Below are 23,403 nucleotides of genomic sequence, written 5' to 3'. Positions count from 1 at the left end.
ACGACGAGGAACCGAGGAGGAACCGAGCAAGATGACCCCACCCGTCCTTCGCGCCCTGCGGCAGGCGGCCGCGATATTTATCCTCGTGGCGGGAACCACCCTCGCCGGATGCGCGACGGCGCCGAGCGATCCCGAGGCGCGCGCCGAATACCAACGGATCAACGACCCGTTCGAACCGGCGAACCGTTTCGTGTTCGCCCTCAACCGCGCCATCGACGCGGCGATCGTGAAGCCGCTGGCGGCGCTCTATCGCGAATTCACGCCGAAAGTGCTGCAGGAGGCCATCGGCAACATCCTCGCCAATCTGCGCTCGCCGGTGGTGCTGGCCAACGATGTGCTGCAGGGCGAAGGCAAGCGGGCGGGCCACACGCTCGCGCGCTTCGTCGTCAACTCGACCGTCGGCCTCGGCGGCGCGGTGGACGTGGCGAGCGAAATGGGCATTCCCCGCCATGCCGAGGACTTCGGCCAGACGCTGGCGGTCTGGGGCGTGCCGGAGGGGCCCTATCTGGTGCTGCCGATCTTCGGGCCATCAAATCCCCGTGACACGGTCGGTCTGGTCGCCGACTTCTTCACCGACCCGATCAACTGGTACGCCGTCAACACCGGCCAGGAGTTCATCACCTATTCCCGTGCCGGCGCGACCGGGATCGACGTCCGCGCCCGGCACATGAAGGAACTGGACGATTTGGAACGTACTTCGCTCGACTACTACGCCGCGATCCGCAGTCTTTACCGCGAGCGCCGGGCCGACGAAATCCGCAACGGCCAGAAGGCCTCCGACATGCCGGCGCCGGGCCTTTCCGGATCGTCCGAGCCGGTTCCCGGCGCGTTGATCGCCGAAACCTCGGCGCCGATCCCCCTGGCAATCGAGCCCAAGAACGATTAGGTATGCCGCCCGGGAAATGCCCGCCATGATCGTCCGCCGCATTCTCGCCGTTGGTCTTGCCCTGTCGGTCCTGCTTTCGGGCGCGCCCGCGCGCGCCTCGGCCGAGCTGGAGAACGGCGCTAAGGCGTTCATCGAGTCGCTCGCCAAGCAGGCGGTCGATTCGCTCGCCGACCCGAAGGTCGCCCGGCCCGAGCGGATCGATCGTTTCCGGCGCATGTTCAACGACAGCTTCGCGGTCGAGGCGATCGGTCGCTGGATCCTGGGACGCCATTGGCGCACGGCGACCGAGGCCGAGCGCTCCGAATACCTCGGCCTGTTCGAGGACCTGATGGTCGTGTCCTACGTCGACCGCTTCGCCGAATACGCGGGCGAGGCGTTGAAGGTCAACCGTTCGATCGCCGAGAACGAAAACACGGTGACCATCTTCTCCGAGATCGTCCGCCCGAACGGCGGCCAACCGGTCCGCGTCGACTGGCGCGTCGGGCGCAACAAGGAGGCGGCCTACAAGATCGTCGACGTGGTGGTCGAGGGCACGTCCATGAGCAACACCATGCGCTCGGACTTCACTTCGGTCATCAATCAGAAGGGCGGGCAGGTATCGGGCCTGATCGAGGTCCTGCGCGAAAAAACCGTCGCCTTGAAGCAGGACGCGGAGCGGAAGTAAGTCGCGCTTTCGACTGCCGCCAAGTCGTTGTTCCACGCCGGCGCGCGGCCTTTGTTTTCTCACGCTAACGCGTGAGGGGCTTGTACTTGATGCGGTGCGGCTGGTCGGCCTCGGCGCCGAGCCGCTTCTTCCGGTCGGCCTCATAATCCTGGTAGTTCCCTTCGAACCAGACCACCTGACTCTCGCCCTCGAAGGCGAGGATATGGGTCGCGAGCCGATCGAGGAACCAGCGATCGTGGCTGATGATCACGGCGCAACCGGGAAAATCGGTCAGGCCGTCCTCGAGCGCGCTCAAGGTCTCGACGTCGAGGTCGTTGGTCGGCTCGTCGAGCAGCAGCACGTTGGCGCCCGATTTCAGCATCTTGGCGAGGTGGACCCGATTGCGCTCACCGCCCGAGAGCTGGCCGACCTTCTTCTGCTGGTCGGCGCCGCGGAAGTTGAACTGGCCGACATAGGCGCGGCTCGCCATCGTCCGCTTGCCAAGTTGAAGCTCATCGAGCCCGCCCGAAATTTCCTCCCAAACGGTTTTTTTCGCGTCGAGCGAATCGCGCGACTGGTCGACGTAACCGAGCTTGGCCGTCTCGCCGATGCGAATGGTGCCGCCGTCCGGCTTTTCCTGGCCGGTGATCATGCGAAAAAGCGTGGTCTTGCCCGCGCCGTTGGGGCCGATGACGCCGACCACGCCGCCGGCCGGCAGGCGGAACGACAGATTTTCGATCAGCAACCGGTCGCCGTAGCCCTTGCGCAAATTCTCCGCGTCGATCACCACGTCGCCGAGGCGGGGCCCCGGCGGAATCACGATCTGGGCGACGTCGGGGCGGCTTTCGCGCGCCTGGGCTTCGGCCAGCTTTTGCTCGTAGGCCGTGATGCGCGCCTGGGCCTTGGCATGGCGCGCGCGCGGGCTGGAGCGAATCCATTCCAGTTCATGCGCCAGCGCGCGGCTCTTCGCGGTTTCCTCCCTCTCCTCCTGGGTCATGCGCTTCTGCTTCTGCTCGAGCCAGGAGGAATAGTTGCCCTGGTAGGGAATGCCGCGCCCGCGGTCGAGTTCCAGAATCCAGCCGGTGACGTTGTCGAGAAAATAGCGGTCGTGGGTGACGACGATGACGGTACCCTTGTATTCGCGGAGATGCCGTTCCAGCCAGGCGACCGATTCGGCGTCGAGATGGTTGGTCGGCTCGTCGAGCAGCAGGATTTCGGGCTTTTGCAGGAGCAGGCGGCAGAGCGCGACCCGGCGCCGCTCGCCGCCCGAAATCGTGGTCACGTCCGCGCCCGCCGGCGGGCAGCGGAGCGCGTCCATGGCAATCTCGATGGTGCGGTCGAGTTCCCACCCGTTGGCGGCGTCGATCTTTTCCTGCAGCTCGGCTTGTTCGGCGAGCAGCGCGTTCATGGCGTCCTCGTCCATCGGTTCGGCGAATTTGGCGCTGATGGCGTTGAAGCGATCGAGCATATCCTTGACCCCGCCCAGGCCGCGCGTGACGTTGCCCTGGACGTCGAGGGCGGGATCGAGCCCGGGTTCCTGCTCCAGGTAGCCGACCCGCACGCCTTCCGCCGCCCAGGCTTCGCCGCCGATGTCCTTGTCGAGCCCGGCCATGATCCTGAGCAACGTGGATTTGCCCGAGCCGTTGACGCCGACCACGCCGATCTTGGCGTCGGGCAGGAACGAGAGCGTGATGTTCTTGAGAATCTCGCGCCCGCCCGGAAACGTCTTGGCGAGGTTTCGCATGACGAACGAATACTGATAGGCGGGCATCGCGATCCTCGGGGTTGGCGCGGGCGGCGGGGGCTTTGGGCGCGGCCTATGTACGGCTCCGGGCGGGAAAGATCAATGCGCCCCGCCGCGCCATCCTTTGCAGCCTTCGGCCGGCCGCTGGTGTATACTGGGACGCGAAACGCAAGACCGCCGCCGGCGCGGGACGGAAGGACAACATCACCAATGAAGCGTTCGGTTCTGGTCGTCGACGACGAACCCAACATCGTGCTTTCGCTCGATTTTCTGCTCAAGCAGGCGGGCTACGAGGTTCGCGTTGCGCGCAGCGGCGAGGAGGCGATGAAGGCCGCCGCCGAGCGGACCCCCGATCTGATCGTCCTCGACGTCATGTTGCCGGCGCTGGATGGTTATCACGTCTGCGAAACGATCCGCGCCGACCCCAAGCTGCGTTCGGTGCGCATCCTGATGCTGACGGCCAAAAGCCGCGACGTCGAGCGGGAAAAGGCGCTCGCTCTCGGCGCCGACGATTACATGACCAAGCCGTTTTCGACCCGCGAGCTGGTCGAGCGCGTCAAGTCGATTCTCGGGACCGGCGGCGGATAGGCGGGGGGCGCGAAGGGACGCGCGCATCATGGGCCCGGGTCGGACGATCGCGGTTGTTTTGCTGGCCGCCGGAGTCGCGCTGGCCGGCGCGCTGCTGACGGCGGCGGCGGCCGTGCCCGGCGACGCGGCGGCGTTGCGCGGGTCGCTGCAGGTGATCGCCGCGGCCGTGATTCTCGTTGTCGCCGGCGCCGTGCTGAGCCGGTGGCTCGCCGCTCCGCTCGCGCGCCTCGCCGGCGAGGTCCGCCTCGTCGCCGACGCCAAGGGCGCCAGCCGGATCGACCCCGTCGCCTATCCCTTTCTCGGCGACCTTCCCCACGCGATCGTGGACCTTGAGAACCAGTTCGCGCGCGCGCGGAGCGTGGTCGACGACGCGGTCGCGACGGCAACCGCGCGGGCCGAGGAGCAAAAAGGCCGGCTCGAGGCGCTGCTCAGGGACTTGAGCGAAGGCGTGATCGTCTGCAACCTCAACCACGAAATCCTGCTCTACAATCACATGGCCGTGCGCATCCTGGGCGGCGCGGCGGAATTCGGCCTCGGGCGATCGCTGTTCGGCTTCATCACGCGCGAGCCGGTGCTGCACATGCTGGAGTGGCTGACGGAGCAGCCCGACCGCGGCCGGCCCGGCGCGCCGGGAAGCACCGGTGCGTTCGTGTGCGCGACCGCGGACGCGCGCGCGTTGCTGCAGGGACGGATGAGCCTGATCGTCGACGATCGGAACGTGGTGGCGGGATACGTGCTGACGCTCGCCGATGCGACCCAGCGGATAGCCGCCCTGGGCAAACGCGACACCTTGTTGCGCGCGGCGATCGAAGGGGTGCGTAGGCCGATCACGAACCTGCGCGCGGCCGCGGAGACGCTCGCCGCCCACCCCGGAATGCCGGCCGATCAGCGCCGCGCCTTCGAATCGATCATCGTCATCGAGAGCGCCCGGCTGAGCGAAAGCCTCTCCGCGCTCGCCCAGGACCATCGGGTGTTGGTCGGCGACACGTCGGTGATGGGCGATCTGCACTCGCTCGACTTGTTCAATTGCGTCATCCGCCGGGTGCGCGACCGCGAAGGCCTTCGGGTGACGATGACCGGCCTGCCCCAATGGCTGCACGGCGATTCCTACGCCCTGATGGCCGCGCTCGCGCACCTGATCGGACGGATTCGGCGGCACACCGGAGCCGCCGGGGTCGATATCGAGGCGCGGCCCGGGGAACGGGGTTGCTATGTCGATATCGTCTGGCCGGGCGAACCCTTGCCTTCGGCTCTGCTGTCGACGTGGACCGAAGCGCCGCTCGACGGCGATTTGAGCGGACTGTCCTTGCGCGACGTTCTCGAGCGCCACCACAGCGACCTTTGGAGTCAGCCCGACCGGGCCGGCCACGCCCGGCTGCGCGTGCCGCTGCCCAAGGCGGCGCGGCCCGGCGTCGAGCGGCGCGCCGAGATCCTGCCGTCCAGGCCCGAGTTTTACGACTTCGACCTCCTGCGCCGGGCGGAAACCGCGCCCGAGCTCGGCCGCCGCCCGTTGCGCTCGATCACCTTCGTGGCGTTCGACACCGAGACCACGGGGCTCAGCCCGCGCGACGACATGATCGTGTCGATCGCGGGGGTGCGCATCGTCAACGGCCGAATTTTGACCGGCGAAACTTTCGATCGCCTCGTCAATCCCGGCCGGCCGATCCCCGGGGCGTCCACTCTGATTCACCGCATTTCCGACGACATGGTCCGCGATCGGCCGCCGATCGCCGTCGTCCTGCCGCAATTTAAGACATTCGTCGGGGAGGCCGTGCTGGTCGCGCACAACATCGCGTTCGACCTGAGCTTTCTCAAGGCGCAGGAAAAATCGTGCGGGGTCCGCTTCGACAACCCGGTCCTCGACACCATGCTGCTGTCGGCGACGCTTTACGAGCACACCGACGATCACACGCTCGACGGCCTGGCCCGGCGCTTCGGGATCGAGGTGCGCGACCGGCACACCGCGTTGGGCGACGCCGTGGTCACGGCCGCCGCGCTGGTGGCGATGTTCGACGCGCTCGAACGGCGCGGCATCCGCACGCTCGCCGACGCCGAACGGGCGTCGCGCATGGCGATCGAATTGCGCGCCCGCCAGGCCCGGCTGGCGGGCGCGACCGGAACCTAGCGGGAGGCCGGCATGATCCGATCCCCGGAATGGCGGAACGAGCGGACGATCGCGCTGTTCCTGTTCGGCGCGGTCGCCGTCAGCCCGCCGTTCCTCGCCATCTTTGCGCTCGACTCCTTCGTGTTCGGCCTGCCGCTTCTGTACGCCTACCTGTTCGCCGTCTGGGCGGTCCTGATCGCGCTGCTCGCGGTCCTGAGCGGGACGGTCAAGGACGAGGGCGCCGGCGGCGAGGCGGTCCCGCCGATAGGCGGGCAACAAACAGAATCGCCGCCGCGCGAGGGATGAAATGACCGCCATGCTTCAGCCGTGGATGATCGTCGCGGCGGGGTTCGGCTACCTCTGCGTCCTGTTCGCCGTCGCCTACTGGGGCGACAAACGCGCGTTGGAGCGGCGCAGCTTGGTCGCGAGCCCTTATATCTACGCGCTGTCGATCGCCGTCTATTGCACCGCCTGGACGTTCTACGGCAGCGTCGGCCGCGCCGCCGCGAGCGGGATCGACTTTCTTCCGATTTACCTCGGCCCGACCCTGGTCGCGATCCTCTGGTGGCATCTGCTGCGCAAGATTCTGCGCATCAGCAAAAACAACCGTATCACGTCGATCGCCGACTTCGTCGCCACCCGCTACGGCAAGAGCCAGCTTTTGGGCGGGCTGGTCACGGTGATCGCGATGATCGTGATCACGCCCTATATCGCGCTCCAGCTCAAGGGCGTCTCGACCAGTTTCAACGTCCTGCTGCAATACCCCCGGATCGTCATGCCCTCGCAGCTCGGCAGCGCCTCGGTTTTCGAGGACACCGCCCTCTATGTCGCCCTGGTCATGGCCGCGTTCTCGATTCTCTACGGCACGCGCCACATCGACGCCACCGAGAAGCACGAAGGCATGGTCGCGGCGGTCGCGTTCGAATCGATCATCAAGCTGATCGCGTTCCTGGCGGTCGGCGTGTTCGTCACTTACGGCATCTTCAACGGCTTCGGCGACATCTTCGCGCGCGTCGCCGAGCGGCCCGAGCTCGCCGAGCGGCTGACCGGCGTCGGCGCCGGCGGCTACGGCGGCTGGGTGACGCTGACGGTTCTCTCCATGGCCGCGATCCTGTTTCTGCCCCGCCAGTTCCAGGTCACCGTCGTCGAGAACGTCGACGAGCGCCATCTCGACAAGGCGGTCTGGCTGTTTCCGCTTTATCTCCTGCTCATCAATATCTTCGTGCTACCGATCGCGTTCGGGGGGCTTCTCTATTTCCCGCCTGGGACGGTGGATGGCGACACCTTCGTGTTGACCCTGCCGATGGCGGAGGGCCAGGGCGCACTCGCCCTGTTCGCCTTCATCGGCGGGCTGTCGGCGGCGACCGCCATGGTGATCGTCGAGACGATCGCGCTGTCGACCATGGTCAGCAACGACCTGGTCATGCCGATCCTGCTCCGGATCGGCTGGTTGCGCCTGACCGAGCGCGGCGACCTGACCGGCCTGCTGATCGCCATTCGCCGCGGCAGCATTCTGCTCGTGCTGCTGATGGGCTATCTGTACTTCCACTTCATCGGCGGAACCTACGCGCTGGTCAGCATCGGGCTGCTGTCGTTCGCGGCGGTTGCCCAGTTCGCGCCGGCGATCGTCGGCGGAATCTACTGGAAGCGGGCGACGCGCCCCGGCGCGCTCGCCGGTCTCGCCGCCGGCTTCGCGGTTTGGGTCTACACGCTGCTGCTGCCCTCCTTCGCGCAATCGGGCTGGCTGCCGATGTCGTTCCTGAGCGACGGCCCGTTCGGCCTCGCCCTGCTCAAGCCGTACGCGCTGTTCGGGCTCGCCGGCTTCGACCATCTGTCCCATTCGCTGTTCTGGAGCATGCTCGCCAACGTCGGGCTTTACGTCGGCGTTTCCCTGTTGACGCGGCAAAGCGCGATCGAGCGCATCCAGGCCACCCGTTTCGTCGAGGTTTTTCGCCAAACCGGCGCGCCGGTCGCGGAGCCCCGCTGGCGCGGCTTCGGCGTCGCGGTGCGGGATTTGCAGGATCTTGCCGCGCGCTTCGTCGGGCGCGACCGCGCCGAACAGAACTTTGCCGTCTACGCGCGCGCCCGCGGCCTCGATCTCGGCAAGGCGCGGATCGCCGACGCCGGCCTGGTTACCTTCACCGAACGGCTGCTGGCGGGCGCCATCGGCGGGGCCTCGGCGCGGGTCATGATCGCGACCGCGGTCAAGGGCGAGGGCGTCGGCATCGACGAGGTGATGGAGATCCTCGACGAGGCGTCCCAGGTAATCGAGTACAGCCGCGAGCTGGAAGTCAAATCGCGCGAACTCGAGGCGGCGACCGCCGAGCTGCGCGCGGCCTACGAACGGCTGCAAGAACTCGATCGCCTCAAGGACGAGTTCCTGACGACCGTGACGCACGAGCTGCGCACGCCGTTGACCTCGATTCGCTCGTTTTCCGAGATACTGTTCGACAATCCCGACCTGGAGACGGCGGAGCGGCAGCGGTATCTCGGCATCGTCATTAAGGAGAGCGAGCGCCTGACCCGGCTGATCAACCAGGTGCTCGATCTCGCCAAGATCGAGGCGGGCCAGTTCGACTGGCAGATCGGCGACGTCGATGTCCGGGAGATCGTCAACGACGCGGTCGCGGCGACCGGCCAGTTGTTCCGCGATCGCGACGTTTCGGTCGCGGTCGCGATGCCCGAACGGGTGCCGTTGGTGCGCTCGGACCGCGATCAGCTCATGCAAGTCGCCGTCAACCTGCTCTCGAACGCGGTCAAGTTCAGCGAACCGGGGCGGGGACGGGTCGAGGTCGGTGTCGCGTTCCGCGACGGCGAAATCGCGGTCAGCGTCAGGGACAACGGGCCGGGCATTCCCCTCGAACACCAGCGGGTGATTTTCGAGAAATTCCACCAGGTCGGCAATTCGTTGACCGCGAAACCGCCCGGCTCCGGGCTCGGGCTCACGATCTGCCAGCGCATCGTCGAGCACTTGGGGGGGCGCATTTGGGTCGAGAGTCGGCCGGGCGAAGGCGCGACGTTCACCTTCACGGTGCCGGTCGAGGCGTCGGCGCCGGCGGCGCGCGCCGTCGTCTGACGATCTCCCGATCGACCGCGCGCGGGCTCAGCCGCGGCTCAGGGCGCCGCGCACGATTTCGGCGGCGAGATCGGCGAGTCTGAGCGCGCTTTTGAGCGCCGGTTTCAGGGCCGGATGCAGGTGCCGGGGATCGACCCGGGTCGAGGGCTTGAGGCCGGCGGCGATGTCGGCGGTCTGCTGGACGAGCAGCTGCTGGATCAGGAAGCCGTAGGCGCGGACGAGGTTCGCGGCGTCGTCGGCGTTGACGGCGTTGCGCTGGGCGAGCTCCGCGAGGCGCTCGCCGGTGCCGAGCGCGTCGACGCCGTGCTTTAGCGCCATGACGCGCGCCGCGGTCACGATCGGCAGGAAGCCGCCGAGCTTGATGTCGAAACGGCCTTGCTGGGTGCGCAGGAAACCGAACAGCCCGAGCGCGGAGCCCCGGTTTTCCAGTTCGGCCGCGAGCAGGCGGAGGAAAAGCGGCGAGCGGCCGGCGGCGGCGATCGCGTGGCGGCGAAGCTCCGCGGCCAGCGTCCGGTCGCCGTGGACCGGCGCGCAATCGAAAAAGATGTCGACGTTGAGCAACTCCTTGCCTTCCTTCTTGCGGATCCAGCGCTCGACTTCCTGCTCCCAGTCGGCGAGCGAGCGGCGCCAGGCGGCGTTCTTCGCCATCACGCCGCCCTTGCACAACGGGATTCCCGCCTGATCCAGGGTTTCGGCAATGCGCCGGCCGGCCTCGGCGAACCACGCGTCGTCGGATTCGCTGCCGGCGTGAACGATGGCGTTGTCCTGGTCCGGGATCAGCGCCGATTCGCCGCGCCCGCCCGAGCCCAGGACCAGCACGCACCAGCGCGCCGGCGGAGCACCCCAGCCGGCGTCGGCCATGGATTGCTCCGCGAGCTCGGCGGCGCGCGCGGTCATCTCGCGCACGATCGAGCTGATCACCGCCGTCGCGCCCAGACCCTCGACCCTTTCCGCCCGCAACGCGACGACGAGCGCGGGCATTCGCCGCCACACGGCGGCGAGCGCGGCCGCGCCGTCGGCCGCCGCCACTTCGTCGCCGACGATCAAGGTTTCGGCGGAGCGCAGACGCATCAGGGTCGAGGCCGAGATCACGCCGACCGGAAGGCCGCGGCCGTCGACCACGACCAGATGGTTGATGCCGAGGCGCGGCATGCGCCCCATCGCCACGAACAATGCCGCGTCCTCGATGATGGTTTCGACCGGCCCCGACATGATGCGCGAAATCGGCGCGTCGGCCGCGTTCGATCCCATCTCGGCCAAGGCACGGAGAAAATCCCGTTCGGTCGCGATGCCGACCGCGCGGCCCTCGGCATCGGCGACGACAAGCGAACCGATGCGCTCGCGGATCATGGCGCGGCTCGCCTCGGCGAGCGAGGTATCGGGCGCGACCGTGACGACGGGCCCGCGCATCACCTCGGCGACCCGATGGCGGTAGAGGAAGCTGTCGAGGCGAACCAATTTGGGATCGCGCGCGAGGGTTGGCGGCGACGGGGTGCTCATGGAGCGGCCAGGGATTTGATCAGTTCGGCGATCCGTGCCCGCCGCATCAGTTCCTGATGCGCGGCGATGAGGCGGAAACGCACCGCGCCGTGGACGATTTCCTCGTCGAGTTGGCGCATGTCGGCGTGGATCGGAAGCGTCTCGAACATCCGGCGCGCGGAATGATCGGCGATGTCGCGCGCCGGCCGGGGCGGGGCGGCCATGGCCGCCGCGAAGCGGATCGTGAACGCGGATTCCACGTCCGCCCAGCCTTGGGTCGCGCGGTGCGCGGGAACGGGATAGGAGGCGAGAATTTCGGGGTAAAAACGGCCGAGCGTCTCTCCGGCCCGTCGACAGACCGTTTCATCGGCGAAAGCGCGGGTTTCGGATCGCAAATAACCTTCGGTCATGAGCAGCAGGTCGGCCAGGGTGGCGGCGAACGATTCCCAGCGGCAGACGGCGAGGGCGTCTTGGAATTCTTTCTCTTCGAACAAAATCCGGCTGAAAAGTCCGGTTTTTCCCCGGCAATAGTCGATGGCCGATTTTTGCGCGACGAACGCAGCGCGGGTCGCCACAAACTCGCGCAAGGATTCGCGGGTCGCGATCGGCGGCGGCCGCCATACACCCTTTAATTTTAGCCACCCGTCATTAAGAACATTTATTAATGAGGGTATCGTCATAAACGGAAATCGGCTGTTGTCGGGGACTTCGGGGTCATGGTATCAACTTCTCCACTAGCGTTTACAAGAATCAAGAATTGGCAAGGGAAGCTTCGGGGGTTACCCACAGGATTCGCCACCGGATTCCAGCGTGCAGCTGCGCGGGCCGTTTCGGCCGGTGCGGCGGAAACGATCGTCCGGTCCGTCGATTAAGGTTCGAAAGCCGCACAACCGAAGGCGGCTTGTCTCGCAAGGGACGGCCGCGCGGAGGGGATTTCAGGAAAGGGAACGTGCCAACATGAGCGAAATGTCGAAGGACAAAATGGATGCCTACTGGAGCGAAACCCAGCGCCTGATGTTCATCATCATGGCGTTGTGGGTCTTCTTCAGCTTCGTCGTTCACATGTTCGCGTTGCAGCTCAACAACATCGTCATTCTCGGCTTCCCGCTCGGCTTCTACATGGCCGCGCAAGGATCGCTGATCGCTTTCGTCGTGCTCTGTTTCTGGAACGCATCCGCCCAGAACAAGATCGACGAAAAGTACGGCGTCGCCGAAGATTGAAGATTCAACGGAGACCGCACCCATGGCTACGAAAACCGAAGGCTCTACGTTTATCGACAATCTCGGCAAGATTTACGGTTATTACACTGGCGGCTTCCTCGGCTTCACCATTCTGCTCGCGATCCTCGAGCAGTTGGGCGTGCCGAACAAGGTCATCGGCTACGCTTTCGTGTTCCTGACGATCGGCGTTTACGCCCTGATCGGCTGGCTCTCGCGCACCGCCCAGTTGTCGGAATACTACGTCGCCGGGCGGCGCGTGCCCGCCTTCTATAACGGCATGGCGACCGGCGCCGACTGGATGAGCGCGGCCTCCTTCATCTCCATGGCCGGCGGGCTCTACCTCCAGGGCTACGACGGCCTCGCCTACGTGCTCGGCTGGACCGGCGGCTACGTGCTGGTGGCGAGCCTGTTCGCGCCGTACCTGCGCAAGTTCGGCCAGTTCACGGTGCCCGACTTCCTCGGCGTCCGCTACGAGGGCAACCTGGCCCGCGTCTGCGGCGTGATCGTGCTGTTCTCGGCTTCCTTCACCTACATCGTCGCGCAGACCTTCGGCATCGGCATCATCGCGTCGCGCTTCCTCGGCATCTCGTTCGAGATCGCGGTGTTTGTCGGCCTGGTCGGCATCCTGGTCTGCTCCATGCTCGGCGGCATGCGCGCCGTCACCTGGACGCAGGTCGCGCAGTACATCATCCTGATCATCGCCTACCTGACGCCGATCGTGTGGCTGTCGACCAAGAAGTACGGCATCCCGATCCCCGAGTTGACCTACGGCCAGGCGCTGCAGGACATCGCCGCGCTCGAATCCAAGCTCGGCATCGTCAAGGGGCACGTCGCCGCCTTCGCCGACGCCAAGGGCCAGTTCAGCTGGGATCGCTTCGTCAACTACTTCGCGCTGATCCTCTGCCTGATGGTCGGCACCGCGTCGCTGCCGCACATCCTGATGCGCTACTTCACCACGCCCAGCGTGCGCGAGGCCCGCCAATCGGTCGGCTGGTCGATTTTCTTCATCTTCCTCTTGTACTTCACGGCGCCGGCCTATGCCGCCTTTGCCAAGCTTGAGGTCTACTCGAACGTGATCGGCCAGCCGATCGCGCAGTTGCCGGCGTGGGTCCAGAACTGGTCCCAGGTTGGCGGCATGTTGACCATCAACGACGCCAACAAGGACGGCATCCTGCAATTGGCGGAGCTGAGGATCCATCAGGACATCATCGTCCTGTCGACGCCGGAAATCGCCGGCCTGCCCTACGTGATCTCGGGGCTGGTGGCGGCGGGTGGCCTCGCTGCGGCGCTTTCGACCGCCGACGGCCTCTTGCTCGCCATCGCCAACGCCCTCAGCCACGACATCTACTACAAGATGATCGACAGGACGGCGAGCACCACCAAGCGTCTGGTCGTCGCCCGCGCGCTGCTGGTCATCGTCGCGATCTGTGGCGCGGCGGTCGCCTCGACCCGGCCGTCGGGCATCATCCAGATGGTCGCCTGGGCGTTCTCGCTCGCGGCCGCCGGCCTGTTCGTGCCGGTGGTCATGGGCATCTGGTGGAAGCGGACGACCACCACCGCCGCCATCATCGGCATGATGGCGGGTTTCGTGATCTGCCTCTACTACCTGATCATGACCCGGTACTTCCCGGAGGCGTTCGAAGCCATGTGGGGCGCCAAGCTCTGGTTCGGCATCCAGAACATCTCGGCGGCTATCTTCGGCCTGCCGGTCGGATTCGCGCTGACCTGGATCTTGAGCTACTACACCAAGGCGCCGTCGGACGAAATGCAGGCGTTCGTCGATTCGATCCGCCGGCCCAAGGGCGCGATCGCCTGGACCAAGGCGGCGGAAGTCCACGAGTAACGCGCATCGGCCCGGCGACGGGCCAAGGGCGAAGGGCGCGGGGGCAACCCCGCGCCCTTTTCCTTTCGGGCGCGCCGGGAAACGGCTAAGGTCCGGCGCGAGCCAAGAACGGAAGCGAAAACGGGACGGCGGCGATGACCGGCGGCGACGTGTGGTGGAGCTATTGGTACTTCCATCTGCCCAACTACGCGCTGGCCGTGCTGATGTATACCCTGTTCGGCCGGTTTCTGCTCGCCGCCATCCTGCGGCCCGATTCGCCCAACTACATCCTGCGCTGGTTCCGGCTGTTGACCAATCCGGTGATCGTGGTGGTGCGCTTCGTCACCCCGACCTATGTGCCCGAGAAATATCTTCCGCTCGCCGGCATGTTCTGGCTGGCGCTGGCGCGGCTCACGTTCTACGTGATCATGTTCCGCTTGGGACTGGCGCCGTCCCTCGGCGGCCTGGGCGGGGAAGGGGGCTGAGGGCGAGTCCATGCACCCCAACAGCATTTTTCTTTTGGTGCTGGCGATCTCGCTCTTCAACGGGCTCGCCTCGCCGTGGCTCGGGATCGTGTTTCTGCTCGCGCCGGTGTGGATCACCAGCCTTTTTCCCGGCATCGCCAGCTTTCTCAACCTGCCGGAATTCGTGTTCTACTTCGCCTCGATCCTGGTTTCGACCGCGACGCTCCTGATCGGCGGCGTGCCCGCCGCCCTCTATGAACGCCTGCTGGGCGGCGAACCCGGCGGCCGGACCGCGATGCTGATATGGCTGGGGGGCGCGGTGTTCCTGTCGCTGCCGGCGCTGGGCAAGGTCTTGCCGTTGTTCGGATAATTCCCGGCCGGGCGAAATTGACCGCCTTCCTGTCGATCACGTCCGCGCGAGGCCCTTCGTAAGCCCGGCGGACCTATTATAATCGCCGCGAAAACAACACGGGCGACGTCACGGGGCCCCGCCCGGCGCGCTTCCGCACCCTGCGATGGACCGCATCGAACAACTCGCCGCCGTTTCCGTTCTTCGCGCCTGCGGCTTCGGGGCTCTCGCCATCTTTACTGCGATGATCGGCGCCGTCGCGTTGCCCGCGATCGCCGCCAAGCTCGGCGCCGCCGGAACCGCCCTGATGGCGGCGATCCTGCTCTACAAGGCCGTCAACGCGCCGAGGCAGCCCTACCGGACGACCGAGCTTTGGATCATGCTCGACAAGAACCACGGCCTGCCCGAGGCGCACGCCCAGCGTATTCTCATGGGCGCGCTTCGGGAATGCTACCTGCGCGCGGCCAGGATCGCGTTCGCGGTGTCGTTCGCGCTTTGGATTTTGGGATTTTTTCTCGGTTTGGCCGGATGGTGACGGCGTAAAATTCCGCTCGCGGGTTCCACTATCGGGCCGCCGGGTCTTGCGAGGGTCGACCGGGCTGGCGAAAGCGGAAAAAACGGTTATATTTCCGCCCGATAGCCAAGCCGGAGAATCCCGATGATCCGCTACCGCCTGCAATGCCCAAAGGGCCACTCCTTCGACGAGTGGTTCGATTCCGGCGCCGATTGCGACGCCAAGCTTTCCCGGAAAGCGATGGCGTGCCCCGAATGCGGCGACAGGAAAATCGCCAAGGGCATCATGGCCCCTAGCGTCGCCGGAAGTTCGCGTGCGGCCGAGGCGCCGGCTTGCGGTTCCGGAATGCCGTGCGGCGCCTGCCCGATGGCGGGACAGCATTGAATTCTATTTAGGCGCGGTCGACGCCGTTTCGCGTTCCATCGCCGCCTTCACGAATTCGCGGAACAGCGCGATCATCCGATCCATGAAGGCGAGGTCCTTTTTCATCTCGTCCTCGCGCCGGCGTTGTTCCGCCTCGGCCGCGAGCTTGCGCCGGGTTTCCAATTCCTCCGCGCTCAGCGGCCTGCCGCCGGTCGTTTCCTGGGCGACGGCGCAGACCAACCGGGTGCCTTCCATGCCGCAGACGGCGATTTCGCCGGTGCGCCGGTTGAGCCGCCACACCTTGTCGGCGGTCGCCTTGACGATTTCGTAGTCGCCGGCCGCGGTTTTTTCGTTCGCCTCGGCCGACGTTGCGACGGCCGCGACCGCGAGAATGGAGAAAGCGACCAGAGCGGCGCGGGCGGAATCGAACGGCGGTCGGGTCGTTCGGATCGTGGAAATCATGAGGCGTAATCCTTTTTCAACGGCTCCGAAGCGAATTATCGCCAAGTCGATGGCGGAAATGTGGCGTTTCGCGCGGCGCCGGAAAGGCCCTTCGAAATCAGCCGGTTCCAAATAATCGGGATAGGCTCCGGCTCGGCATGCCGGCCGCATTCGTCGCGGATCGCGACGGCGGCCACGAACTGTCCGGTGCCGGGGGCTTTTATACCATCGGTTTTCTTGAAATAGACGGAACTGTTTTCTTCGATTGAATCGATAATATATTTTAAGTATATTGCGCGCGCGCGATATCCGAAGAAGATAAACGGACAATGGCGACTTACCAAATTTTGCGGTGGCAAGAAATCCCGGCCGTGGTCGAGGCACGGGACGAAAATGGAATCAAGAAACAGCAGCTGAGCAAAAAATTTCAGGCCTTGATCGATGAAGCGGCGATGCGTCGAAACCTCGACGGAACCGACGCTTATTTGGAGCAATGGAATAAAAGCGATCCTGTCGACGGCCCCGGGACGGCGGCCGAGGTGTTGACCAGGGTCGTCCAGGAGATCGAATCCAGATTCATGGTGATCCGCGACCAAGCGCTCAAGAAAACATCGCCGTAAAACAACGCCCGGGATCGAAAATATTAATCGAAATGCAAACCCCTCGTGTCGAGACCAACCGCGCGATCGATCCGCCCACGGCTCGCTACGGTGTCTTCAAGCCGGCGGAGGTCATTATCCGTCCCGATCAGATTCTACGGGTGCACGGCTACAAGGATCGCGCGCGGGTTCGGCCGGTCATCCGCGCCGCCGCCGAAGCCATCGGCCAGCGGGCCCAATCCCTGTTCGCGCCCGAGATCCATTACCGCCGGCTCGCCGTTCGCGTGCTCGACGACGACGGCCTGATTCTCGACGGCGGCCTCGTCTTCCGCAGCGAGGCATTCGCGCATTTTTTGGACAAAGCCCGCGAGATCGTGGTCGCGATCGCAACCATGGGGTCGGCCCTCGACCGCGAGGTCATCGCCCATATGGAGCGTTTCGAGCCGCTCGAGGCCCTGTTCCTCGAAACGGCGGGGTGGCTCGGCATCGAAAACATGACCAAGCAGTTCGGCGGAGTTCTCCGCGAATGGGCGCAGGCGGAAGGATATCGCGTCACCTGTCGTTTGGGCCCCGGCTACGATTATCGGATATCCGGGCGGTCGATCACGTGGTCGCTCGAGGAGCAGGAACGGATTTTCGCGGCATTCGAGGGAATCGCGCTTCCGGTCACGCTGCTGCCCAGTTGCGTGATGCTGCCCAAGATGTCGCGTACGGGCATTTTCGGGTTTGTTCCGGCTTATTAGCGGTTCGGTGGGGGAAAGTCGGGCGTTTGCGGGTGAAAACAACATCATGAAACGGAGATAGCGGTATGAAAGTCGGCGGCAACGGCGTGATCGTCATCGGGGAAAACTTCAACGCCACGCGCAAAATCAAGGCGAACAACCCGCGCGTGATTCACGACGGCGGAAAAACCGGAATCGGGTACACCGACCTGTCCGGCAACAAGAGCATCCTCGATTGCACGGAGGTCATGCCCAAGGATCCGGAGCAGCGGAAAGGGTTCATGATCCCGCACATCGCCCACGCGCTTCGCAAGAAGGACATGAACTACATTTCGTGGGCGATCAAGAATCAGGAAAAACACGGCGCCCACATCATCGATCTTTGCGTCGATGAAATGTCGGTCTATCCCGAAGAGCGCTACGAATGGATACGCTGGCTGGTCAAGACCGCGCAATCGGTCACCAACGCCGTCGTCGCGATCGATTCGTCGGATTCGAAGACCATTTACGCCGGACTGGAAGTCCACGATAGCTCTAAAAGCCGTCCGGCGATCAATTCGTTCAACCTCGAACCCGGCCGCCAGGAATTGGTCGGCATGGCCAAGGACCGCAAGGCGTTGCTGTTTGTCAACGCGAGCGGCGAAGCCGGCATGCCGCAGGACGCCGAGCAGCGGATCGAAAATCTCGCGCGATGCATGGACATGATGGACGCCGGCGGCATTCCGATGGAGGATCGGTTTCTCGATCCGCTGGTGTTTCCGGTCGGCGCCGGCCCCGAGTACGGTTCTCATTATCTCGACGCCGTGCGCGAATTGCGCCGGCGCTACCCCAACGTTCACCTCTTCGGCGGGCACAGCAACGTGTCGTTCGGCCTGCCCAATCGGAAGCTTCTCAACCAAGTATTTCTGGAGCTGTCGGTGCTGGCCGGATGCGACGCGGTGATGATCGATCCGATCATGAATCTTCCGGCGGACATCAACGCGTTCTATTTCGCCTCGCGCGCGCTGACCGGCAAGGACGAATACTCGGTCCAATACCTCAAGTACGCCCGCGCGCTGAAGGCGGCGTAAGCGGAAACAGGAAAGGCTGTTCGGCATGAATGCGGGAAGCGTTACCGTCACTTTCGTCGACGATCGCGGCCAAACGCGCGCCGTCGAAGCGGCGCGGGGCGCGACCCTGCTCGACGCGGCCCACGCCGCCGGGATCGGGATCGAGGCCACCTGCGGCGCCCGCGGCCGGTGCCGCACCTGCCGCGTCAAGGTGTTGAAGGGCGAGCTGTCGCCGCCGACGATCCAGGACCGCGTTCAGCTCGGCGACGAGGAAGTGCGCGAGCATTTCCGGCTTGCCTGCCAGGTCAAGCTGATCGCCGACTGCACCGCGCAACCCATGCCCCCGCGCGAGGAAGCGGGGCACAAAATCCTCGCGGGCGGAAAGACGGTCACCGAAGACGGCCGCTTGACGATCGATTCGGGCGTGGTCAAGCGCGTGGTGCGCGCCAATCCGCCGTCCGACGAAAATCTTCAGACATCCGATCTCGAAGAAGTCCTGGCGGTCCTGCCGGCCGACACCGACCGCCGCGTTCCGATCGACGTCACGCGGAAAATCCCGTCCCTGATCAGGTCCAACAGAGGAGTCATGACGGTCACGACGTTTGCCGGACGTGTCATCGACGCCGAACCGGGCGACACGTCGGCGCACCTCTACGGCATGGCGTTCGACATCGGCACCACCAGCATCGTCGGCACGTTGATGGACCTCAAGACCGGCGAGCAGCTTGCCGAAGTCGGCAGCGTCAATCCCCAGTCCGTCTATGGCGGCGATTTGATGTCGCGCATCGCCTTCGCCCAGTTCGATTCCAAGAAGTTGCAGACCCTGCGGGCCAAGGTTCTCAACGCGATCAACGGTTTCATCGACGAGGCCTGCGCCAAGGCCGGCATCTCGGCCAATCACGTCTATAAGATCGTGGTCGTCGGCAACACCTGCATGCACCACATCTTCCTCGGCATTGACGTGACCCATCTCGGGCTCGCGCCCTATGCGCCGGCGGTGCGCGATTTGATCGTGCTCCCGTCCAAGGATGTGCCCTTGAAAGGCGCCCCGAACGCCCAGGTGTGCCTGCTTCCGCTCGTCGCGGGGTTCGTCGGCGCCGACACCATGGCCTGCGTGCTGGCGACTCGGATTTACGAAAGCGAACAGATTCGCGCGTTGGTCGATATCGGCACCAACGGCGAAGTGGTCATGGGGTCGAAGCACCGCCTGATCGCCTGCTCGGCGCCCGCCGGACCGGCATTCGAGGGAGCGCAGATCCGCAACGGCATGCGCGGCGCGGTCGGCGCCATCGAAAGAGTCCGTCTCAACGACGACCTGGAATGCGAAACCATCGGCGGCGCGCCGCCGGTCGGCATTTGCGGCTCGGGCCTGATCGACGCCTGTGCCGTGTTCATCGACGCGCGGATCATCGACGCGTCCGGGCGCATCCGCCGCGAGCGGCGCGAGTTGCTGCCGAAGGCCCTGCGCGAGCGTTTCGTCGATACGCCCGGCGGCTGCGAGTTCGTCCTGGTGCACAAGGACCGTTCCGGTCGCAACGAGCCCATTGTGCTGACCCAGGGCGACATTCGCCAACTGCAACTGGCCAAAAGCGCGATCTTTTCCGGGGTCGCCATGCTCCAGCAGGTCATGAAGGTGCCGAACGCGGACTTGGCCGAACTCATGCTGTGCGGAGGATTCGGAAATTACATCAGCATCGAGAGCGCGGTGAAAATCCGCCTGCTGCCGGAATTGCCCCTGGAGAGAATCACATATGTCGGCAACGCCGCCCTGATGGGCGCGCAAATGGCGCTGCTGTCGGAAGCGGAGCGTCGGCGTTCGCTCGAACTGGCGCGCCGGATCGAGCACGTGGCGCTCGCCACCCATCCGCAGTTTCAGGAAATCTTTGTCGAGGGCATGAGTTTTTCGGGGACAACGTTCGATGCGGAAAAGAAGGCCCACGCCAAGGCCGCGCCCGAGGGGAAAGCAACGGCGGCGGGATCATGACCGTCCGCTTGAATCTGCTGTTCGGCTTTCTCGGCTCGGGCAAGACAACCCTCGCGCGCCGCTTGCTCGATCGGCCGAAACAGACGGAGAAGACGGCCATTATCGTCAACGAATTCGGAGACGTGGGCATCGACGGCGCCATACTCGAGGGCAGCCATGTCGACATGATCGAACTGACGTCGGGTTGCCTCTGCTGCACGCTCAAAAGTTCGATGCTGGGCGCGGTCGAGGAACTCGCCGACCGGGCCGGTGCCCAACGCATCGTCGTCGAGGCCACCGGGGTTGCCCAACCCGAGGCGCTGCTCGAAACCTTCGTCGATCCGTCGTCGCGCGGGCGTTACGACATCGGCCCCGTCGTCACCGTCGTCGATTCGCCCAAATACGCGAAGCTTGCGGGCATCTTGGGCGAATTCTATCGGGCCCAGGTCGAATATGCCGATTGGGTCGTGCTCAACAAAATCGATCTGGCATCGGCCGACGTGCTCGAATCCGCGCGGGCGGCCGTTGCCCGGATCAACCCGCGCGCCGAAATCCATTTCGCCGAACGCTGCGATGTCGATGTCGACGCCCTATTGAACGGTCCCTCGAGCCTGTCCGCCCGGGATTTCATGCGTGCGCGGGGAGACAAGCTCGGTCGCGATCACGATCCTGACCACGACCATCGCCATCCGCCGTCCGAATCCTTCGTGCTCGACGCCGAAGGCGATGCCGGGCGGGACGCGATCGAATCTTTTTTCCGCAATCTTCCCGAAAGCGTGTGGCGCGCGAAGGGCTTCATGAGTCTCGACGGTCAACCCAGCCTGATCCAATACGCGATGGGCGAGATCGAGATCCGCAAATCCGGTCCGCGCCCGGCACGTCACATGGTGTTTATCGGACGGCACATGAATAGGGACGACATCGCCGATCGGTTCGGCGCGGTTCGCGAGGACCGTGGCGCGACGGCGGCCCGGTCCCGGACGGGGACGGGATGACCCGAGGCGCGCGATGACCCATCCTCGATCCGAATCGACCGCCGCCGCGGCGGTCGCCGACTCCCGGTCGCTGACCGAAAAGGCTTACCAGCTTTTGGTCCAAAAACTGACGCGGCTCGAACTCGTGCCGGGCGCTCCGTTGATCGAAAAAAACCTATCGGCCGATCTCGGTATCGGCCGCACGCCGATCCGCGAGGCCTTGCAACGCCTGGCCGCCGAAGGACTGGTGACGCACCACATCAATCGCGGGATGTTCGTCGCCGAAATCAGCCCCGCCAATATCCAGCAGATTTACGAATTCCGTCAGGTTGTCGACGGCTATGCCGCGCGATTGTCCGCCGTTCGCGCCAACGAGAAGGACATCGAGGACCTCCGCAAAATTCAACTCAGCCTGGTGCAGGCGACCGAGGATGACGATATCGACGCTTACGTCATCCATGCCCGCCAATTCCACGAAACGCTCGCGCGCGTCGCGCGGAACGCCTATTTGGCCGAAACGATGCTGAAGATATTCAACCTTCACCTTCGGTTGTGGTTTCTGATCTCCCAACGGGTCGGGACCTGGCATGAAATCGCGCGGGCGCACGAGGAAATGACCAAGGGAATCGTCGAAGGAGTCGCCCGCCGCGACCCCGATCAGGCGGAGTCGGCGGTTACAACGTACGTTTCCCGGCGGCACCAGGATTTGCGCGAGCTTCTCTAGAGACCGGTCAGGCGGGCGCGGGCCGTTGCGTCGTGATTTTGACCGGACCCAGTTTTTGTTCGATCTCGGCGTAGGAGGGCGAAGGCCCGCGGGGCCCGCCGGTCAGCACCGCCCGCATGGCTTTCAAGTGTTCCTGGGTCGTACCGCAACAGCCGCCGATGATCCGGGCGCCGGCCCGATAGGCAAGAGCGGCGTAATCGGCCATGACCTCCGGCGTGCCGTCATAGCGGATTTTCATGTCGTTGCCGATTTTGGGCAGGCCGCAATTGCCTTTGGCGACGACCACGTCGCCCGGCTTTGACCCTTTCACCAGACCGAGGACCGAATCGATCAACTGCGCCGGCCCGACGCCGCAATTGGCGCCGAAAGCGACCGGGCTCCAGCCGTGCGTGACCGGCAGCTTGATGGCGTCCTCCGGCCGGAGACCCATCATCGTCCGTCCGCCGGTATCGAACGTCATGGTCAGCACATAGGGCAAGCCGGCGCGTTCGGCCGCGCGCACGGCGGCGGCCAGCTCGTCTTCGAAAAAAATCGTTTCGATCCACGCCACATCGACGCCGCCTTCCTTGAGCGCGATCGCCTGCTCGACGAACCCGCTTTCGATTTCCTCGGGCGTGCGTTCGCCATAGGGAGCGATCATTTCCCCGGTCGGCCCCATCGATCCGCCGACCACCACGGGGCGCTCGGCCGCGTCGGCGACCTTGCGCGCGATGCGGGCGGCGCTGACGTTGATGTCGCGCACCCGATCCTCGGAGTTATGGTGGCGGCAGCGGAACCGGGTGCCGCCGAAGGAATTGGTCAGGATGATATCCGAACCCGCGTCGACGAAACCGCGGTGCACTCCCTCGATGCGTTCCGGGTGGTCAAGATTCCAAAGTTCGCCCGGGGCGCCGCTGTGCAACCCGAGCTGAAACAAGGTTGTTCCCATGCCCCCGTCGGCCATGAGAACCGCTTTCTCCTCGAGAAGCGCGCTGAGTTTATTGGCGGAAATACCCAAGAGTTTCTCCCGGACTTTCGTGTCGCGGAGCGACGGTTTTATCCCGTCGGCCCCAAACCATACGGGATATGCTCAAGAAAACGAATACGAATCGGATCGTCGCGCATAGCCGGTGCAGTTTCCGAAACAATATGGCTTGTTATCGGAACGCTTGCACCCGCACATATAAAAGACCCCGCTTAACTCGGCAACGAATATGATCGGCTCGAACCCGGTGTCGCGATGGGAGCCGTCGCACCAGGGCTGCGTTGCGCTCAGGCCGCAACTGCACCACGCGTATTGCCGGCCCGCCTCGACCCGAACCGCGTAAGGGGCCTGCTGCGGCGAGGCCGGAAGATCGCGACGCGATGCGTTGTCGTTCATCGGCAGACCCTTTTCTTGGCGCTCCACCCGACGCTGACTTTAGCACTGTATTCTTCCATCCCGCCTATAAAGAACCGGATAGCCCGCCGATTCACGTCCGGCGACGGGAAAGCCCCGCCACTCCGCGATAACCGGGATTTTCGATAATTTGCCTGTCGTTGAGAATCGTTCCGAATCAGATCAAACCGTTTGGTAATTAGGGCGAAACGTAACCAAAAAAGGCCTTCAGGAAGAGCCTGAAGGTGTTGTCGCCCCGGTGGTTGAAACGGAACTCGATTTCCTTGAGGTACATGGGGAAGTGGTACCTGGAGACGCCGC

24 protein-coding genes are annotated in these 23,403 nt (G+C 64.8%); 18 read left to right on the top strand and 6 right to left on the bottom strand.

Annotated features, from left to right (window positions below; genetic code table 11):
- Positions 1–31: 31 nt before the first annotated feature.
- Complete coding sequence (locus FJ311_09155; protein ID MBM3951608.1) at positions 32–886, top strand: VacJ family lipoprotein; 855 nt, start codon at positions 32–34, stop codon at positions 884–886.
- Positions 887–902: 16 nt separating this feature from the next.
- Complete coding sequence (locus FJ311_09150) at positions 903–1,550, top strand: ABC transporter substrate-binding protein (protein ID MBM3951607.1); 648 nt, start codon at positions 903–905, stop codon at positions 1,548–1,550.
- A gap of 64 nt (positions 1,551–1,614) precedes the next feature.
- Here the strand turns inward: FJ311_09150 and ettA are convergent, their stop codons facing one another.
- A complete protein-coding gene (gene ettA / locus FJ311_09145; protein MBM3951606.1) occupies positions 1,615–3,300 on the bottom strand; it encodes an energy-dependent translational throttle protein EttA in 1,686 nt (561 codons plus the stop codon).
- Positions 3,301–3,483: 183 nt separating this feature from the next.
- Between ettA and FJ311_09140 the strand changes: the two genes are divergently transcribed.
- The 4 genes from FJ311_09140 to FJ311_09125 are packed head-to-tail and all read left to right on the top strand — an operon-like array spanning position 3,484 to position 9,041.
- Positions 3,484–3,861, top strand: a complete 378-nt coding sequence (locus FJ311_09140; protein ID MBM3951605.1) for a response regulator — start codon at positions 3,484–3,486, stop codon at positions 3,859–3,861.
- Positions 3,862–3,889: 28 nt separating this feature from the next.
- The gene (locus tag FJ311_09135) at positions 3,890–5,986 is read left to right on the top strand and encodes a PAS domain-containing protein (protein MBM3951604.1); all 2,097 of its coding nucleotides are present in this window, start codon (positions 3,890–3,892) and stop codon (positions 5,984–5,986) included.
- 12 nt (positions 5,987–5,998) lie between these two features.
- Positions 5,999–6,271, top strand: coding sequence for a hypothetical protein (locus FJ311_09130; protein ID MBM3951603.1), 273 nt, complete (start codon positions 5,999–6,001; stop codon positions 6,269–6,271).
- A 10-nt stretch (positions 6,272–6,281) separates the two neighbouring features.
- Positions 6,282–9,041 carry a histidine kinase gene (locus FJ311_09125; GenBank protein ID MBM3951602.1) on the top strand — a complete coding sequence of 920 codons (2,760 nt, stop codon included), beginning with the start codon at positions 6,282–6,284 and terminating at the stop codon, positions 9,039–9,041.
- A 27-nt stretch (positions 9,042–9,068) separates the two neighbouring features.
- Here FJ311_09125 and FJ311_09120 read toward each other — a convergent pair whose 3' ends face one another.
- Entirely contained in the window at positions 9,069–10,541 is a 1,473-nt protein-coding gene (locus FJ311_09120) for a CBS domain-containing protein (protein ID MBM3951601.1), read from the bottom strand.
- On the bottom strand, positions 10,538–11,095 hold the full coding sequence (locus tag FJ311_09115; GenBank protein MBM3951600.1) for a hypothetical protein: 558 nt from the start codon (positions 11,093–11,095) through the stop codon (positions 10,538–10,540). The genes FJ311_09120 and FJ311_09115 overlap by 4 nt, the downstream gene beginning before the upstream one ends.
- A gap of 391 nt (positions 11,096–11,486) precedes the next feature.
- Between FJ311_09115 and FJ311_09110 the strand changes: the two genes are divergently transcribed.
- From FJ311_09110 to FJ311_09085, 6 genes are all read left to right on the top strand, one after another.
- On the top strand, positions 11,487–11,741 hold the full coding sequence (locus FJ311_09110; GenBank protein MBM3951599.1) for a DUF4212 domain-containing protein: 255 nt from the start codon (positions 11,487–11,489) through the stop codon (positions 11,739–11,741).
- Between the two features lie 22 nt (positions 11,742–11,763).
- Entirely contained in the window at positions 11,764–13,584 is a 1,821-nt protein-coding gene (locus FJ311_09105) for a cation acetate symporter (GenBank protein ID MBM3951598.1), read from the top strand.
- A gap of 134 nt (positions 13,585–13,718) precedes the next feature.
- Entirely contained in the window at positions 13,719–14,048 is a 330-nt protein-coding gene (locus FJ311_09100; GenBank protein ID MBM3951597.1) for a YggT family protein, read from the top strand.
- Between the two features lie 10 nt (positions 14,049–14,058).
- Positions 14,059–14,397 carry a hypothetical protein gene (locus tag FJ311_09095; GenBank protein ID MBM3951596.1) on the top strand — a complete coding sequence of 113 codons (339 nt, stop codon included), beginning with the start codon at positions 14,059–14,061 and terminating at the stop codon, positions 14,395–14,397.
- Between the two features lie 145 nt (positions 14,398–14,542).
- Positions 14,543–14,911 carry a hypothetical protein gene (locus FJ311_09090; GenBank protein MBM3951595.1) on the top strand — a complete coding sequence of 123 codons (369 nt, stop codon included), beginning with the start codon at positions 14,543–14,545 and terminating at the stop codon, positions 14,909–14,911.
- A gap of 123 nt (positions 14,912–15,034) precedes the next feature.
- On the top strand, positions 15,035–15,274 hold the full coding sequence (locus FJ311_09085; protein ID MBM3951594.1) for a DUF1178 family protein: 240 nt from the start codon (positions 15,035–15,037) through the stop codon (positions 15,272–15,274).
- 3 nt (positions 15,275–15,277) lie between these two features.
- Here the strand turns inward: FJ311_09085 and FJ311_09080 are convergent, their stop codons facing one another.
- Positions 15,278–15,715, bottom strand: coding sequence for a hypothetical protein (locus tag FJ311_09080; protein MBM3951593.1), 438 nt, complete (start codon positions 15,713–15,715; stop codon positions 15,278–15,280).
- A 308-nt stretch (positions 15,716–16,023) separates the two neighbouring features.
- Here FJ311_09080 and FJ311_09075 point away from each other — a divergent pair, with 308 nt between their 5' ends.
- From FJ311_09075 to FJ311_09050, 6 genes are all read left to right on the top strand, one after another.
- On the top strand, positions 16,024–16,314 hold the full coding sequence (locus FJ311_09075; GenBank protein MBM3951592.1) for a hypothetical protein: 291 nt from the start codon (positions 16,024–16,026) through the stop codon (positions 16,312–16,314).
- A 32-nt stretch (positions 16,315–16,346) separates the two neighbouring features.
- Positions 16,347–17,036 (top strand): hypothetical protein, encoded by a 690-nt coding sequence (locus tag FJ311_09070; GenBank protein MBM3951591.1) that lies wholly within the window; start codon positions 16,347–16,349, stop codon positions 17,034–17,036.
- A gap of 65 nt (positions 17,037–17,101) precedes the next feature.
- Complete coding sequence (locus FJ311_09065) at positions 17,102–18,085, top strand: hypothetical protein (GenBank protein ID MBM3951590.1); 984 nt, start codon at positions 17,102–17,104, stop codon at positions 18,083–18,085.
- 25 nt (positions 18,086–18,110) lie between these two features.
- Positions 18,111–20,048: a DUF4445 domain-containing protein gene (locus FJ311_09060; GenBank protein MBM3951589.1), complete on the top strand. Its 1,938-nt coding sequence runs from the start codon at positions 18,111–18,113 to the stop codon at positions 20,046–20,048.
- Entirely contained in the window at positions 20,045–21,022 is a 978-nt protein-coding gene (locus FJ311_09055) for a GTP-binding protein (GenBank protein MBM3951588.1), read from the top strand. The genes FJ311_09060 and FJ311_09055 overlap by 4 nt, the downstream gene beginning before the upstream one ends.
- 13 nt (positions 21,023–21,035) lie before the next feature.
- Positions 21,036–21,725, top strand: a complete 690-nt coding sequence (locus FJ311_09050) for a GntR family transcriptional regulator (GenBank protein MBM3951587.1) — start codon at positions 21,036–21,038, stop codon at positions 21,723–21,725.
- Positions 21,726–21,732: 7 nt separating this feature from the next.
- Here the strand turns inward: FJ311_09050 and bmt are convergent, their stop codons facing one another.
- Entirely contained in the window at positions 21,733–22,722 is a 990-nt protein-coding gene (gene bmt, locus FJ311_09045; GenBank protein MBM3951586.1) for a betaine--homocysteine S-methyltransferase, read from the bottom strand.
- A 72-nt stretch (positions 22,723–22,794) separates the two neighbouring features.
- Positions 22,795–23,085, bottom strand: a complete 291-nt coding sequence (locus tag FJ311_09040) for a CDGSH iron-sulfur domain-containing protein (protein ID MBM3951585.1) — start codon at positions 23,083–23,085, stop codon at positions 22,795–22,797.
- Between the last annotated feature and the right edge of the window lie 318 nt (positions 23,086–23,403).

This window comes from Rhodospirillales bacterium, assembly GCA_016872535.1.
Lineage (GTDB): Bacteria > Pseudomonadota > Alphaproteobacteria > Rhodospirillales > 2-12-FULL-67-15 > 2-12-FULL-67-15.
The sequence above is the reverse complement of the archived record's forward strand: the minus strand, read 5'-3'. Positions and strand labels throughout refer to the sequence as shown.

Excerpts from the sequence above, each read along its gene's own strand:
- FJ311_09130 (MBM3951603.1), top strand. The coding sequence starts at position 5,999 with ATGATCCGATCCCCGGAATGGCGGAACGAGCGGACGATCGCGCTGTTC.
- FJ311_09155 (MBM3951608.1), top strand. The coding sequence starts at position 32 with ATGACCCCACCCGTCCTTCGCGCCCTGCGGCAGGCGGCCGCGATATTT.
- FJ311_09065 (MBM3951590.1), top strand. The coding sequence starts at position 17,102 with ATGAAAGTCGGCGGCAACGGCGTGATCGTCATCGGGGAAAACTTCAAC.
- FJ311_09125 (MBM3951602.1), top strand. The coding sequence starts at position 6,282 with ATGCTTCAGCCGTGGATGATCGTCGCGGCGGGGTTCGGCTACCTCTGC.
- FJ311_09040 (MBM3951585.1), bottom strand. The coding sequence starts at position 23,085 with ATGAACGACAACGCATCGCGTCGCGATCTTCCGGCCTCGCCGCAGCAG.
- FJ311_09060 (MBM3951589.1), top strand. The coding sequence starts at position 18,111 with ATGAATGCGGGAAGCGTTACCGTCACTTTCGTCGACGATCGCGGCCAA.
- FJ311_09080 (MBM3951593.1), bottom strand. The coding sequence starts at position 15,715 with ATGATTTCCACGATCCGAACGACCCGACCGCCGTTCGATTCCGCCCGC.
- ettA (MBM3951606.1), bottom strand. The coding sequence starts at position 3,300 with ATGCCCGCCTATCAGTATTCGTTCGTCATGCGAAACCTCGCCAAGACG.
- FJ311_09120 (MBM3951601.1), bottom strand. The coding sequence starts at position 10,541 with ATGAGCACCCCGTCGCCGCCAACCCTCGCGCGCGATCCCAAATTGGTT.
- FJ311_09135 (MBM3951604.1), top strand. The coding sequence starts at position 3,890 with ATGGGCCCGGGTCGGACGATCGCGGTTGTTTTGCTGGCCGCCGGAGTC.
- FJ311_09100 (MBM3951597.1), top strand. The coding sequence starts at position 13,719 with ATGACCGGCGGCGACGTGTGGTGGAGCTATTGGTACTTCCATCTGCCC.
- FJ311_09050 (MBM3951587.1), top strand. The coding sequence starts at position 21,036 with ATGACCCATCCTCGATCCGAATCGACCGCCGCCGCGGCGGTCGCCGAC.
- FJ311_09140 (MBM3951605.1), top strand. The coding sequence starts at position 3,484 with ATGAAGCGTTCGGTTCTGGTCGTCGACGACGAACCCAACATCGTGCTT.
- FJ311_09095 (MBM3951596.1), top strand. The coding sequence starts at position 14,059 with ATGCACCCCAACAGCATTTTTCTTTTGGTGCTGGCGATCTCGCTCTTC.
- FJ311_09055 (MBM3951588.1), top strand. The coding sequence starts at position 20,045 with ATGACCGTCCGCTTGAATCTGCTGTTCGGCTTTCTCGGCTCGGGCAAG.
- FJ311_09070 (MBM3951591.1), top strand. The coding sequence starts at position 16,347 with ATGCAAACCCCTCGTGTCGAGACCAACCGCGCGATCGATCCGCCCACG.
- FJ311_09110 (MBM3951599.1), top strand. The coding sequence starts at position 11,487 with ATGTCGAAGGACAAAATGGATGCCTACTGGAGCGAAACCCAGCGCCTG.
- FJ311_09105 (MBM3951598.1), top strand. The coding sequence starts at position 11,764 with ATGGCTACGAAAACCGAAGGCTCTACGTTTATCGACAATCTCGGCAAG.
- FJ311_09150 (MBM3951607.1), top strand. The coding sequence starts at position 903 with ATGCCCGCCATGATCGTCCGCCGCATTCTCGCCGTTGGTCTTGCCCTG.
- FJ311_09085 (MBM3951594.1), top strand. The coding sequence starts at position 15,035 with ATGATCCGCTACCGCCTGCAATGCCCAAAGGGCCACTCCTTCGACGAG.
- FJ311_09075 (MBM3951592.1), top strand. The coding sequence starts at position 16,024 with ATGGCGACTTACCAAATTTTGCGGTGGCAAGAAATCCCGGCCGTGGTC.
- FJ311_09090 (MBM3951595.1), top strand. The coding sequence starts at position 14,543 with ATGGACCGCATCGAACAACTCGCCGCCGTTTCCGTTCTTCGCGCCTGC.